We start from the raw sequence: 12858 nt of genomic DNA, 5'->3' as shown, positions 1-12858 counted from the left end.
CAACCTGAGACTAGTACCGTACAAGCCAAGACCGCTTGTACAATACTAATCTCTTGTTGTTGCTCGGATTCAACCTCGGTCTGGTCACGCTCACCTTACTAAATACTGCAACTTTCACATTCGTTTGCGCCGACTTCACCGTTGTTGTCGGTAAAGGTACGAACGTAGTAGACAGACTTACAACCCTTTTTCCAAGCATAGTTACGCAGAATGTTAAGGTCACGCGTGGTCATTTTGTCGGTGCGACCATTTTTCCATTCATAGAGGCCTTCAGGCATCGTTGATCGCATAAACAGGGTTAAGGCCATTCCTTGATCGATGTGTTCTTGCGCGGTGGCATAAATGTCGATTACTTTACGCATGTCTGTGTCATAGGCTGACTGATAGTATGGCAGGGTGTCATTGGATAAATATGGTGCTGGATAGTAAATCTTACCGATCTTCTTTTCTTGCCGTTCTTCAATTCGGTTGACGATGGGGTTCAAACTAGCAGTTGTGTCATTAATGTAGGAAATGGAACCATTTGGCGCAATGGCCATCCGGTTTTGGTGATACAAGCCATCCTTCATAACATCTGCTTTCAATGCTGCCCAGTCATCCTTAGTGGGGATAAAAATTCCCTTAAACTGTTCAACCACCTTATCACGGCTTGGGCCCCAATCCTTCGTCACGTACTTGTCGAAGTAGGTTCCATTGGCGTAGTCAGATTTGTCGAATCCAGCAAACGTTTCATGGCGTTCACGAGCAATTTCGTTTGACGCTTTAAGTGACCAGTAATTCAGCAACATGAAGTAAACCTTTGTGAAGTCAAGGGAGTCTTCATCACCATAGTGCATATGGTTCTTTGCAAAGTAGGCGTGCAATCCCATGGCACCTAAACCGATTGCATGACTTTGCTGGTTACCGTACTGAACACTAGGGACAACATCGATATTGCTGTGATCCGTGACGTAAGTGAGGGCACGAACCATTGCCTCAACGGAGTGACCGAAGTCAGGCGAGGCCATTAGGTTAACGATGTTTGTTGAGCCAAGGTTACAACTAACGTCCTTACCAAGAACGTCATACTCTTGTTTGTTATTGATTTTAGAAGGGGTCATGACTTGTAAAATCTCTGAACAAAGGTTACTCATGATGATTTTGCCGGCAATTGGATTATGCAGGTTGGCCGTGTCAATGTTAACGACGTAAGGGTAACCGGATTCTTGTTGAAGCTTGCTGATTTCAGTTTCTAGCGTTCGTGCACGAATTTTCTTTTTGGCGATGTTGGGGTTGGCGACTAAATTGTCATACTCTTTAGTGATGTCAACATATGAAAATGGTTTGCCATATTCCTTTTCAACACTTTGCGGTGAAAATAGGTACATATCTTCATCAGCCGCCACTAATTGGTAAAACTTATCCGGTATGGTTACACCAAGCGAAAGCGTTTTAACACGTACCTTTTCGTCGGCAGCTTCTTTTTTGGCACCAAGGAAGCCGATAATATCTGGGTGGAAAACGGAGAGGTAAACCACACCGGCACCTTGACGTTGTCCTAATTGATTAGAGTAGGAGAAAGAGTCCTCTAGTAATTTCATAACAGGTACAACACCGGATGCAGCATTGGCGATACCTTTGATTGGCGCCCCGGCCTCACGTAAATTTGAGAGGTTAATACCGACTCCACCACCAATACGTGACAGTTGCAGAGCGGAGTTTATACCACGGCCAATGGCATTCATGTCATCTGTCATTTGGAGGACAAAACAAGATACCAATTCACCACGACGAGCTCGACCAGCGTTTAAGAAACTAGGTGTGGCTGGTTGGTAACGTTGGTGGACGATTTCATCGGCTAGGTCCATAGCTAGTTGCTCATCGCCGTCTGCGAAGAACAGTGCATTCATTGCAACACGATCGATAAAGCCTTCTAAATACTGTTGATTATCATTTGTACGGAGTGTGTACTGGGCATAAAATTTGTAGGCTGCCATGAATGTCTTGAAATGAAAATCTTGTGCGTTCAAATAGTCATACAGTTTTTCCACAAAAGAAAAATCATACTTTTCAAAAAAGTCACGTTCAATGTAATTGTTATCAAGCAGGTAATCAAAGCGTTCGCGAAGCGAGTCAAACTTCATGGTGTTGGGTTCAACGTTTTCTGTTAAGAAGGCAGCGAGGGCTTCCTTATCCTTATTCAACGGAATTTGCCCGTTAACGGGAATGTTAATCTCATTATTCAAATCGTAATACGTGACGTCCTTTAAATCCTTTAATGCCATTTTTCTGTCACTCCCTGATTGATTTTTGATAAAAGAAAAGACGCACGCCAACGCTCCGCGTACGCCTGAGCCGTGTTCATTGACAAAATGATGGGAAATTAAGCCAGCTTTGCCAGCACGTCTGGACGGAAACCAGACACTGCATCGACACCATCTGCATCAACAACCGGCATTGCTTGAAAACCGCGACCCTTTAAGTAGTCGATCAGTTCTGGATGCTGATTAATATTACGTTCCTCAAAATCAACGTTATGTGCGTTCAAAAAACGCTTTGTCATCTTGCACTGAATGCAATTATCCTTTGTAAATACAACAACTTTAGCCATAATGGCCACTTCCTCTCTCTGCACATTTGAACTTAAAAACTGGTTTTGCTGATGACCTAAGTATAGTGGCTGGAGATTGAAATGCAACAAAAAAATACCATATTTTGTGGCATTTATACGATGCATCCACAAGATATGGTGTCCTCAAAGGGTTTATAAAATTTCGAATTTTTTTCGTTACTTTTATCCGCGATTCCATTATGATGAAAACAGAAACGAGGTTAACTTAAATGATGAACAACCATTATTATACGCCAAATCCGGACGTTGTACACGACGAAGCGACGTGGAATTTTCGTCTATTAGGTCATGAAATGATGTTTACTACGGACAACGGTGTCTTCTCGAAACGTACTGTTGACTATGGTTCACGGGTTTTATTGGATGCGGTAAACCTACATGACATTCCGTCAGGTTCAATTTTAGATATGGGTTGTGGTTACGGTCCTATTGGACTTGCAATTGCTTTAGACAATCCTGATCGTACCGTCGAGTTAGTCGACGTAAATGAGCGGGCACTAGCCCTGGCCAAACGGAATGCAGATCAAAATCAAATTCATAATGCAACCATCCACACGTCTGATCAGTACGAAAAGGTGACTAATAAATATGCAGCCATTGTTACCAACCCACCTGTTCGCGCAGGAAAAGCGGTTGTTGATGGCATGATTTCAGGTGCCCAAACGCATTTGTTGCCTAATGGTCGCCTAACCGTTGTTTTGCAAAAAAAACAAGGTGCACCTTCTGCAAAGAAACTAATGCAGAAAATTTTTGGCAATTGTGAAATTATCAAAAAAGATAAAGGTTACTATATCTTGGAATCAATTGCGAGTGATCAGGCTAATGGCTGAGATGAACGAAAATATAACGCCGACCATTGCTGAAGCAGGGATGAGAGAGGCTTTGAAGCAAGCGCGAATCGCCGGCAGTGTTGGTGAAGTGCCGATTGGTGCAGTCGTCATGCACCAGGGGAAAATTGTGGGTCGTGGCTATAATCTGCGTGAGCATGCTCAAGATGCAACGTTGCATGCGGAGATCATGGCGATCAGTGAAGCTAATCAGACACTTAACACCTGGCGACTAGAAGATTGTCAGTTGTTTGTCACCATCGAGCCATGTCCCATGTGTAGTGGTGCCATTATCAACGCTCGGATTCCTGAAGTCTATTTTGGTGCCCGAGACCCTAAGGCTGGTACAGTGCGTTCTTTATACCAATTGCTGGAAGACCCACGTTTTAATCATCGAGTTATTGTTCATGAGGGACTCATGGCAGATCAAGCCAGCGCGCTTATGCAGAATTTTTTCCGGGCAATCCGTCGAGGACGTGGTGCAAAAAAACCGAGTTCACAACGAACAAAATGACAAGCAAAACACTAGCTTTTATGACGTAAATAGCGTAGTATTATTAATTGCCGAAAGGCCATGAGGCAAGGCCGTCCTCACGAATTGTGTCAGGACCGGAAGGTAGCAGCACTAAGTCCGCGACGGTTTGTGCTTCATGTTTTATTGAAATTAACGGCGTTTGACCAATGGCTTTAACAACTGGTTGAGCGCTTTTTATTTATTTTTAAATACAAGTTGAGATTTGGAAGCACTGGTGTTATCTTTCGGGTCTAAAACCTTTATACTGATTTAAAGGAATGCTAACGAAGTGCGGATACTTCGCACGATAAGGAACATCAATATGAGGAGTTTAACATGAGTTATCAAGCCCTTTATCGGGTATGGCGGCCACAACGGTTTGATGAAATTGTTGGGCAGACCGTCATTACACAAACATTAAAAAATGCTATTGTGACCCAGCAGACGAGTCATGCTTACCTTTTCTGTGGACCACGTGGGACCGGTAAGACATCAGCGGCGAAGATTTTTGCCAAGGCCATTAATTGTCCAAATCAGAAAGATGGCGAACCGTGCAATAATTGTGATATTTGTAAAGCAATCACGGCCGGTCAGCTAAACGATGTCATTGAAATTGATGCTGCTTCTAACAACGGTGTTGAAGAAATTCGTGACATTCGTGATAAGGCCAAGTACGCACCGACACAGGCCACTTATAAAATTTACATTATTGATGAAGTGCATATGTTATCAACTGGTGCTTTTAATGCTTTATTGAAGACTTTGGAAGAACCACCGGCAAATGTGATCTTTATTTTGGCCACCACGGAACCACATAAAATTCCGGCGACCATTATTTCACGGACGCAGCGTTTTGATTTCAAACGAATTACGGCTCAAGAAAGTTTTGACCGAATGGTTTACATCTTGAAGCAAAAGCAAGTTGATTTTGAGGAACCAGCTTTAAAGGTTATTGCTAATGCGGCAGAAGGCGGAATGCGTGATGCCTTGAGTATTTTGGATCAAACGATTTCGTTTGGTGATAATGAAGTGACGCTCGATAATGCTCTGTTGGTCACGGGTAGTGTGACGGAAAGCTTATTGGCTGACTATGTCAAACAGGTGGTTGCTCATGAAACGACGGCTGGGTTAGCGGCCCTCCAAAAGGTCCTGGACGATGGTAAAGATGCTGGGCGGTTTGTAGAGGACGTAATTAGCTACGTTCGTGACCTGCTTCTTTATAAAGAAGCGCCTGACATGGTAACCGGTAGTGATACCACCGGCGATGTCTTTCAACAGTTGAGCAAGAATACAGATCCTGACGTTTTTTACCAAATGATCAATGCTTTAAATGAGGTAGCTGCGCAGCTGCGATTTACAACGCATCCCGATGTCTATTTAGAAGTGTTGACGGTTAAGCTTGCACAGATATATCCGAATGTGGGCACAACTAAGGCCCCTACATCAGGGAACGCTTCTAATGCGGCTGAAGTAGCTGAACTGGAGACGCAAATTCAGCAGTTGAAGCAAACGGTCAGCCGCTTAAGCGCAACGACGACCCAACCGCAACAGCCAGCACCTACTGTAGAAGCTTCGTCTCATAGTGTTCAAGGTACTCAAACGACCTCGACAACTAGCGCGACGCCAGCACCAACAAATCAGCCAGCATCAACTACGGGCACGCAGACAGGAAAGCCGGCACGGGCCAAAACGACGACTGCTACTGCTAGCCATGCGAGTGCAAACGTTAACTTGGCGAAAATTTATCCAGTGTTACGAGCCGCCACAAAGCATGATTTAGATGCGATGCGTGACGTATGGGACGACTTATTGGGTACGCTGCCCGTGACACAAAAAGCGATGATGCATGTTTCAAAGCCTGTTGCTGCTAGTAATGAGGGTGTAATTGTTTCATTTAGTTATGCTTTCTTCTTCGATAAGGCAGCTACCGATGATGGTTTGCGAACAGCATTGGAGAACAATCTTAACCGATTGACTGGCGATACAACGGATGTTTGGTTTGTTCCAGAGGATCAGTGGCCGCAGATTCGTAAGGACTTTTTGACGGATCATAAAGAAGAATTAACGGGCGGAGCGGCCCCAGCTGGGCCTACTACTGATCGGCAGCAATCGCCAGTTTCAGATGAGCCGGCGTCAGCACCACTTGATTCGCCATCGGAAGACGCTGGTATCAGTGAGCCGGAGAATGGATTGGTAACAAAAGCGCAACAGCTGTTTGGCGCTGATAACGTAACTATCAAAAACGATTAAACGGTCAGTTGATGACCAATTATGAATAACTTATTTTTGGAGGAATGAAGATTATGATGGGTGGCAACATGCAAAATATTATGCGTCAGGCACAAAAGATGCAAAAACAGATGAAGGCAGATCAAGAAAAACTAGAAGCACAAACTTTCACTGGTTCTGCGCCAGATGATATGGTGAAGGCCACATTTACAGGGGACCACAAGATGACTGACTTAGTCGTTAATCCTGATGCGATTGATCCGGATGATCCTGACATGTTGGCTGACATGGTTTTGGCAGCCGTTAATGATGCAATGACACAAATTGACACGGCAACGGACAGTACCATGGGTAAATACAGCCGTGGCCTGGGGATGTAAGTACAAACGAGGTAAACAATGGATTATCCAGAACCAATTGCACAATTAATCGAAAGTTACATGAAGTTACCGGGTATTGGTGCAAAAACTGCCACACGGCTAGCCTTTTATACAATTGATATGGATGGCGATGATGTGACTGGCTTTGCTAAATCATTGATTTCGGCCAAACGTGACTTACATTTCTGTTCAATCTGTGGCAATATCACTGAAGAAGATCCATGCGCGATTTGTTCCGATAAATCGCGTGATCAAAGTACGATTCTAGTGGTCGAAGAGCCCAAAGATATTATGTCGATGGAATCAATGCGTGAATACCATGGTTTATACCATGTTTTGCACGGCGTTTTGTCCCCGATTGAAGGTAAGGGGCCTGAAGATATTAACATCACTAGCTTGGTCAAACGGCTTCAGGAACATGACGAAGTGAAGGAAGTCATTGTGGCAACAAATGCCACGCCTGAAGGGGAAGCTACCGCTATGTACCTATCACGGTTGATTAAGCCAGCGGGCATCAAGGTGACCCGGTTAGCTCATGGTCTATCAGTAGGGTCTGACATTGATTACGCTGATGAAGTGACCTTACTTAAAGCTGTTGAGGGTCGGACTGAAATGTAGACGATAGACGCTGGTACTCTCATACGAATGGAAATTGTATCAGCGTGAGCGATGTGGGAGGTCAAAATGTTATTTAGTCGTCGTCCACGCTTGCGTGGGCAATATAATGAAGCGTTATTGGATGATATTGATCGAGCAAAGCGTAGCTGGGACCGAGCTGTTGAGACTCAAACTGCGGTCGTAGATGAAGGTAATGGCCGTGAACTTTCGGCACAAACTGCGTTGGCTCGACAAAAATATATGCTATTGTTCCGTGAGGCACGAGAACGAAAAGTTCGGGGCAGATTGCAGGCCTCAGTGATTGATAATTAATGATGGTTAAGATTTAGACACAATAATTGAAAAACGTTTGCTGGAGAATTGTGCATTGAACTCTGGCAAACGTTTTTTTTGATGGCGTTAATTTCTCTGGTCTTTTGCGTATGTTGCGTATGTAATGGGTAGATCACAAAAGACGGAGGAGATTCGAATGAAACGTTTAGCAATAGCAGTATCGGTAATTGGTCTCATATTGGGGTTATGCGAGCCTGGAAGGGCAATGAATAAAACAGATTTTTTAATGCAAGTTGAGTCAGGTGCTCAACAAAATTGGGCTCATTATGGAATTTTACCCTCGGTGACTGGTGCACAAGCTATTTTGGAAAGCGGATGGGGGACGTCACAACTGGCCACTAATGCTCATAATCTATTTGGCATTAAAGGAGCTAATATTGATGGGGCAACGGTTCGCATGCCAACCCGCGAGGTTGTTAACGGGTATTCACTGTCTGTGTGGGCAAATTTTCGAGCTTACCCGTCATTTATTGAAAGTATTGCGGATCACGGTCAATTTTTGAGCGTGAATAGTCGGTATCACAATGTTTTAGGTGAGCGAGATGCATGGCTGGCTGCACAGAAATTGCAAAGCGATGGTTATGCTACTGATCCTGCATATGCGGATGAATTAATGCAAATCATCCGGGCTAATAACTTAACCCGATGGGATCAGGAAAAATCAGACATTGGTCAACACCCAACAGTGGCGGCGCCTAACTCAGTTGAAACGTCGGACAGCGCTAATCAACCCCGTCAACAAGATACTTTGCGGCGGTACGTGATTCAACCGGGTGACAGCTGGTGGCGAATCAGCATGGCCAGTGGTATTTCAATGGGCCGAATTAGTCAAGTGAGTCAAACACCGATTCGGTGGTGGATTTATCCAGGTCAATGGCTGTGGTTACCACAAATGAAGGATTATACCGTGCAACAAGGAGATACACTACATCGGATTGAGAAGACCTTGCAGTTGCCAATAGATTCATTGGCGAAGGTCAACCATCGCGCGCCCCAAAGTCATTTAACGGTCGGAACCAAATTGGAATTGCCAGCTGCCGTGTAATTACGTTAGACAGCGACCCCTATTCTAAAGTACAATGAACGTATTGACGATAAGGGAGTTTGGAATAGTGAAAACAGGCGCATTTATAACTTTTGAGGGGCCCGATGGGGCAGGAAAAACCAGTGTTCTGAATGCGCTGATCGATGATTATTCATTGCAACTAGGGGAGAAATTGCTGACAACCCGTGAGCCGGGTGGTAATAAGATTTCAGAAGCAATTCGTGCGATTATCATGGATAAAGCCAACACGGAGATGGATGCGCGTACCGAAGCTTTACTGTTCGCAGCGGCGCGACGCCAGCATTTGGTCCAAACGGTTTTGCCAGCTTTAGATGCGGGTAAGGTTGTGTTCTCTGATCGGTACGTTGATAGTTCGATTGCGTATCAGGGCGCTGGCCGTGAAATTGGCGAGGCTGCCGTAGCAGAAATGAATCTTTTTGCTACGAAAGGACTTACACCAGACCTAACAATCTACTTTGATGTACCATCAGAGGTAGGATTAACACGAATTCATGAATATCGATCAGATGAAATCAATCGTTTGGATAATGAAGAACTGTCATTTCATCGTCGTGTACGGCACGCTTACCTTAAATTGTTGCAAGACGAACCACAACGCATTACACTAATTGACGCGAACCAACCGCTGGAAAAAGTGATTACCGACACGAAACAGGTGATTGCTCAACGGTTCCCGAATTTGTTTTAATTGTACGGAGCCCCGTTATCGCGGTCGCGAGCTTTTTCACAGGAGGAATTACGCATATGAAAATGATTATTGCTATTGTCCAAGATAAGGATAGTAATCGGCTGAGTAATCAGTTTATCGAACAAAATATTAGAGCCACAAAGCTGTCAACGACCGGTGGTTTCTTACGTTCAGGTAATACCACGTTCTTGATCGGGATCGAAGATGATCGCGTTCAGGAAGTCATGGATCTCATTAAGGAGACATCACACACTCGGGATCAATTCATGACACCGCCAGTTAATATGGATGTTTCAATGGACCAGACTGCTTCATATCCGGTTGAAGTCACAGTTGGTGGGGCAACTTGTTTTGTACTGCCAGTTGAGGCATTTCAACAGTTTTAGTCGTTAACCGCACTGCTAACGAGGAAATATGCCAACAAATAACGATGTTTTAACGATTGCTGAACAGCGCCAACCTGTGCTGGTTCAGCATTTTAAAAATGTAATTAAAAAAAATGAACTGGCCCATGCGTACTTATTTGCCGGACCAAACGGCAGTGGCAAGGAGGAGCTCGCAATGTGGATTGCGATGCGCCTTTTTTGTATTAACCTGCAAGATGGTCAGCCTTGTGGCAAATGTGAGGAATGCCAGCGAATTAGTCAACGTGAGCACCCGGATGTATTGATTGTTGAACCAGAAGGGAACTCCATTAAAGTTGACCAAGTTCGTTTGCTGAAATCTGAGTTTTCCAAAAGTGGGATGGAAGGCAATAAAAAAGTCTTCATTATTGCCGGAGCTGAAACGATGACTGCCAGCGCAGCCAACAGTTTGCTAAAGTTTCTTGAAGAGCCCAGCGGTAACATTACGGCCTTGTTGCTGACGACCAATCCCAATTTGCTTTTACCGACTGTCATTTCACGGACTCAGGAAATGGAGATGCAACCATTAGCAGTCAATGAACTTCAGTCCCAGCTCGAATCAGCCGGTGTTGGAAAGCACTTATTAGCGTTGACCAGCCGGCTGACTAATAGTCCGGATCAAGCGGCTGAGTGGTTAGTCGATGACTGGCTTGGTCAAACTGCGGCTGCTGTATGGCAGTGGGAAAGTCAACTATTGAAGCCTGATATGAGTGCGTTTGTTACTGTGGGAACGACACTTGTGCCATTGGCAAAGGATCGTCCGCATCAGCGAATTGTTTTAGATATTATTTTGGCTGGCTTTCGTGACATGCTATTAGAAAATATTGATCAGGAAAAATTTGTCATGAGTTTTCCGAGTCATCGCAAGGATTTACAGGAATTAACGACGCGTTATTCTAAAAAGCAACTCGTCGACGTTACAGATTTAGGGTTACAATCAAAGCAGTTGCTCGAACGCAACGTTAGTTTTCAAAATGTGGCCGAATCATTGACGTTGAAGGCATTTAACGTTCTTTCTAAATGATGATTGCCAGTTTTGAAACGATGCAATGATGACACTGATGGAGGTGTAATCGTGGATAAACGACAAACAATGCTCGACGATTTTGAGCACTTGCAAGATCAGACGACAGGAATTTTGGATCAGTTGGCCGCATTAAAAAAGCAGGTTACGGCATTGTCAGAAGAGAATGCTGAATTAACCGTCGAAAACCAGCATTTACGTGAATTGCTCGGTACTGATACAGATACGACTGAAGCACAGCAACGATTGTCTAAATCACTACAGAATTTAGAACGATTGTACGAGACCGGTTTTCACGTTTGCCGTGAGTTTTATGGTCAACGGAGAGAAGAAAATGACTCTTGCGCATTTTGTTTAGACGTCATTTATGGAGAACGGGATCGAACAATTAAAGCAAGTTAGGGGTGGACACAGGCATGGTAGCAACAAGTCAGCGCAGTTTTGCACCACACGAATCCGGTACGCTGTTTTTAGTACCAACACCGATTGGTAATTTGCAGGACATGACGTACCGGGCGGTTGCAACGCTAAAACAGGTCGACTTGATTGCGGCTGAGGACACGCGCAACACGCAGAAATTATTAAACAACTTTGATATCGAGACAAAACAAATTAGTTTTCATGAGCACAATACGCAAGAGCGAATCCCGGAATTATTGGATAAACTTCGCGCTGGTGTCAATATAGCTCAGGTGAGCGACGCAGGGATGCCATCAATCAGCGACCCAGGTACGGAATTAGTTGCTGCTGCTGTAGCAGCCCAGTTGCCAGTAGTGCCACTACCCGGGGCCAATGCCGGCCTAACGGCACTAATTGCGAGTGGTCTAGTACCACAACCGTTTTATTTTTACGGATTTTTAGACCGCAAGACTAAGGAACAAAAGACTGAGCTTACCGAGTTGGCTAAACATCCGGAAACGGTGATTGTCTATGAGGCACCGCACCGATTAGCGAAGACGGTGACTGCGATCGCAAACGCGGTCGGTCCGGATCGCCCACTGGTGCTTTGCCGCGAATTAACTAAAAAGTTTGAAGAGTTTATTCGTGGGACTGCTAGTGAAATTTTGGATTGGTTAGCTACAAACTCGCCGCGCGGTGAGTTTGTCATTTTAATTGGCGGGAACACTAATCCGCCTGTTGAAGAGCAGGATCCGCTGCTGAGTCAGTCGGTGGAAGAGCACGTTAAGACGTTGATTGCTCGAGGTGACAAGCCTAACGATGCAATTAAGGCTGTCGCTAAAGCTCGCCAGTTACGCAAGCAAGAGGTTTATGCAACCTACCATCACTTGAACGAGGACAATTAAATGACGCAACAGAACCGGTATGATGAAGAACATAAAATTCAGTATTACGAAACAGATTTAACGGGTAAGGTAACGTTAGGCATGTTAATCAACATGCTGGTGCTAACTTCATACGATCAGGCTGACAGCTTTGGTGTTGGCACGGAGTACATGCTATCCAAGGGCTATGGCTGGGTTATTGCTCAGTACGAAATAGATATTAAGCGGTTGCCTCGAGACCACGAAAAGGTGCATTTGGTGACCGAAGCGACTTCTAATAATCGTTATTTTGCGTACCGCCAATTCTTTTTAGAAGATGAGCAGGGCAACGAGCTGGTTCATGTAGATACAATCTGCGTTGTGATGGACTTGGAAGCCCGTAAAATGGTCGCTATTCCAGACGACGCCGTGGCGCCTTACCATTCTGAGGTGGTCAAACGGATTCCTCGTTTATCACGACCAACTAGTTTTGAAGAGTCAGATGTGGCGGCAACCAAGGCGTATCGGGTGCGCTATTTTGACTTAGATTCAAATCATCACGTAAACAATTCACACTATTTTGATTGGCTGATGGATGCTCTAGATGAAGAATTTTTGATTCATCACGAGTTGTGCCATCTGGCGATTCGATTTGAAAATGAAGTCCGTTATGGAAGCACGGTAAAAAGTGAAGTGACCGCGCCGGTTAACAATGAAGATGGAACAGTAACTACCCATCATCACATCATGGGTGATGATGAGCGATATGCTGAAGCAACGCTGACATGGCGGCCGTTATCCGCAACAACAGTGGATTAATGCATCTGTGCTGACCGGTGCTGTTGTGGTCAATCAGGTTATGCTATGATAGTACCGATGTTAACGATTTGGAGGAAAATAAA

15 protein-coding genes and 1 other RNA gene are annotated in these 12858 nt (G+C 44.7%); 14 read left to right on the top strand and 2 right to left on the bottom strand.

The window, feature by feature from the left end:
• Positions 1-98: 98 nt before the first annotated feature.
• Entirely contained in the window at positions 99-2264 is a 2166-nt protein-coding gene (nrdE, locus tag ABUE36_RS11425) for a class 1b ribonucleoside-diphosphate reductase subunit alpha (RefSeq protein ID WP_161001750.1), read from the bottom strand.
• Positions 2265-2362: 98 nt separating this feature from the next.
• On the bottom strand, positions 2363-2590 hold the full coding sequence (gene nrdH, locus ABUE36_RS11420; protein WP_161001749.1) for a glutaredoxin-like protein NrdH: 228 nt from the start codon (positions 2588-2590) through the stop codon (positions 2363-2365).
• 233 nt (positions 2591-2823) lie between these two features.
• On the opposite strand from nrdH, the gene ABUE36_RS11415 reads away from it, so the two are divergent.
• The 14 genes from ABUE36_RS11415 (at position 2824) to ABUE36_RS11350 (ending at position 12775) form a co-directional block, all read left to right on the top strand.
• Positions 2824-3441: a class I SAM-dependent methyltransferase gene (locus ABUE36_RS11415; RefSeq protein ID WP_161001800.1), complete on the top strand. Its 618-nt coding sequence runs from the start codon at positions 2824-2826 to the stop codon at positions 3439-3441.
• A complete protein-coding gene (gene tadA / locus ABUE36_RS11410) occupies positions 3434-3952 on the top strand; it encodes a tRNA adenosine(34) deaminase TadA (protein WP_161001748.1) in 519 nt (172 codons plus the stop codon). The genes ABUE36_RS11415 and tadA overlap by 8 nt, the downstream gene beginning before the upstream one ends.
• A gap of 52 nt (positions 3953-4004) precedes the next feature.
• An RNA gene (ffs, locus tag ABUE36_RS11405) (signal recognition particle sRNA small type) lies at positions 4005-4101 on the top strand.
• Between the two features lie 187 nt (positions 4102-4288).
• The gene (dnaX, locus tag ABUE36_RS11400) at positions 4289-6202 is read left to right on the top strand and encodes a DNA polymerase III subunit gamma/tau (RefSeq protein ID WP_161001747.1); all 1914 of its coding nucleotides are present in this window, start codon (positions 4289-4291) and stop codon (positions 6200-6202) included.
• A 53-nt stretch (positions 6203-6255) separates the two neighbouring features.
• Positions 6256-6561 carry a YbaB/EbfC family nucleoid-associated protein gene (locus ABUE36_RS11395; protein ID WP_017262123.1) on the top strand — a complete coding sequence of 102 codons (306 nt, stop codon included), beginning with the start codon at positions 6256-6258 and terminating at the stop codon, positions 6559-6561.
• 18 nt (positions 6562-6579) lie between these two features.
• Positions 6580-7179 carry a recombination mediator RecR gene (gene recR / locus ABUE36_RS11390; protein ID WP_017262124.1) on the top strand — a complete coding sequence of 200 codons (600 nt, stop codon included), beginning with the start codon at positions 6580-6582 and terminating at the stop codon, positions 7177-7179.
• Positions 7180-7245: 66 nt separating this feature from the next.
• The gene (locus ABUE36_RS11385; protein ID WP_161001746.1) at positions 7246-7491 is read left to right on the top strand and encodes a YaaL family protein; all 246 of its coding nucleotides are present in this window, start codon (positions 7246-7248) and stop codon (positions 7489-7491) included.
• 226 nt (positions 7492-7717) lie between these two features.
• Positions 7718-8557 (top strand): glucosaminidase domain-containing protein, encoded by an 840-nt coding sequence (locus ABUE36_RS11380; RefSeq protein WP_421016765.1) that lies wholly within the window; start codon positions 7718-7720, stop codon positions 8555-8557.
• 67 nt (positions 8558-8624) lie between these two features.
• Entirely contained in the window at positions 8625-9266 is a 642-nt protein-coding gene (tmk, locus tag ABUE36_RS11375) for a dTMP kinase (protein ID WP_225439112.1), read from the top strand.
• A gap of 56 nt (positions 9267-9322) precedes the next feature.
• Positions 9323-9652 carry a cyclic-di-AMP receptor gene (locus ABUE36_RS11370; RefSeq protein WP_017262128.1) on the top strand — a complete coding sequence of 110 codons (330 nt, stop codon included), beginning with the start codon at positions 9323-9325 and terminating at the stop codon, positions 9650-9652.
• Positions 9653-9680: 28 nt separating this feature from the next.
• A complete protein-coding gene (gene holB, locus ABUE36_RS11365; protein ID WP_161001743.1) occupies positions 9681-10694 on the top strand; it encodes a DNA polymerase III subunit delta' in 1014 nt (337 codons plus the stop codon).
• A 51-nt stretch (positions 10695-10745) separates the two neighbouring features.
• Complete coding sequence (locus ABUE36_RS11360) at positions 10746-11096, top strand: DNA replication initiation control protein YabA (RefSeq protein WP_017262130.1); 351 nt, start codon at positions 10746-10748, stop codon at positions 11094-11096.
• Between the two features lie 14 nt (positions 11097-11110).
• A complete protein-coding gene (gene rsmI / locus ABUE36_RS11355; protein ID WP_161001742.1) occupies positions 11111-11998 on the top strand; it encodes a 16S rRNA (cytidine(1402)-2'-O)-methyltransferase in 888 nt (295 codons plus the stop codon).
• Entirely contained in the window at positions 11999-12775 is a 777-nt protein-coding gene (locus ABUE36_RS11350) for an acyl-[acyl-carrier-protein] thioesterase (protein WP_421016764.1), read from the top strand.
• Positions 12776-12858 lie beyond the last annotated feature (83 nt).

It is taken from the genome of Furfurilactobacillus cerevisiae, assembly GCF_048961765.1.
Classification (GTDB): domain Bacteria; phylum Bacillota; class Bacilli; order Lactobacillales; family Lactobacillaceae; genus Furfurilactobacillus; species Furfurilactobacillus milii_A.
Note: the sequence above shows the minus strand (reverse complement) of the source record. Positions and strands in the feature narration are given on the sequence as shown.

Excerpts from the sequence above, each read along its gene's own strand:
- nrdE (WP_161001750.1), bottom strand. The coding sequence starts at position 2,264 with ATGGCATTAAAGGATTTAAAGGACGTCACGTATTACGATTTGAATAAT.
- nrdH (WP_161001749.1), bottom strand. The coding sequence starts at position 2,590 with ATGGCTAAAGTTGTTGTATTTACAAAGGATAATTGCATTCAGTGCAAG.
- ABUE36_RS11415 (WP_161001800.1), top strand. The coding sequence starts at position 2,824 with ATGAACAACCATTATTATACGCCAAATCCGGACGTTGTACACGACGAA.
- tadA (WP_161001748.1), top strand. The coding sequence starts at position 3,434 with ATGGCTGAGATGAACGAAAATATAACGCCGACCATTGCTGAAGCAGGG.
- dnaX (WP_161001747.1), top strand. The coding sequence starts at position 4,289 with ATGAGTTATCAAGCCCTTTATCGGGTATGGCGGCCACAACGGTTTGAT.
- ABUE36_RS11395 (WP_017262123.1), top strand. The coding sequence starts at position 6,256 with ATGATGGGTGGCAACATGCAAAATATTATGCGTCAGGCACAAAAGATG.
- recR (WP_017262124.1), top strand. The coding sequence starts at position 6,580 with ATGGATTATCCAGAACCAATTGCACAATTAATCGAAAGTTACATGAAG.
- ABUE36_RS11385 (WP_161001746.1), top strand. The coding sequence starts at position 7,246 with ATGTTATTTAGTCGTCGTCCACGCTTGCGTGGGCAATATAATGAAGCG.
- ABUE36_RS11380 (WP_421016765.1), top strand. The coding sequence starts at position 7,718 with ATGAATAAAACAGATTTTTTAATGCAAGTTGAGTCAGGTGCTCAACAA.
- ABUE36_RS11370 (WP_017262128.1), top strand. The coding sequence starts at position 9,323 with ATGAAAATGATTATTGCTATTGTCCAAGATAAGGATAGTAATCGGCTG.
- holB (WP_161001743.1), top strand. The coding sequence starts at position 9,681 with ATGCCAACAAATAACGATGTTTTAACGATTGCTGAACAGCGCCAACCT.
- rsmI (WP_161001742.1), top strand. The coding sequence starts at position 11,111 with ATGGTAGCAACAAGTCAGCGCAGTTTTGCACCACACGAATCCGGTACG.
- ABUE36_RS11350 (WP_421016764.1), top strand. The coding sequence starts at position 11,999 with ATGACGCAACAGAACCGGTATGATGAAGAACATAAAATTCAGTATTAC.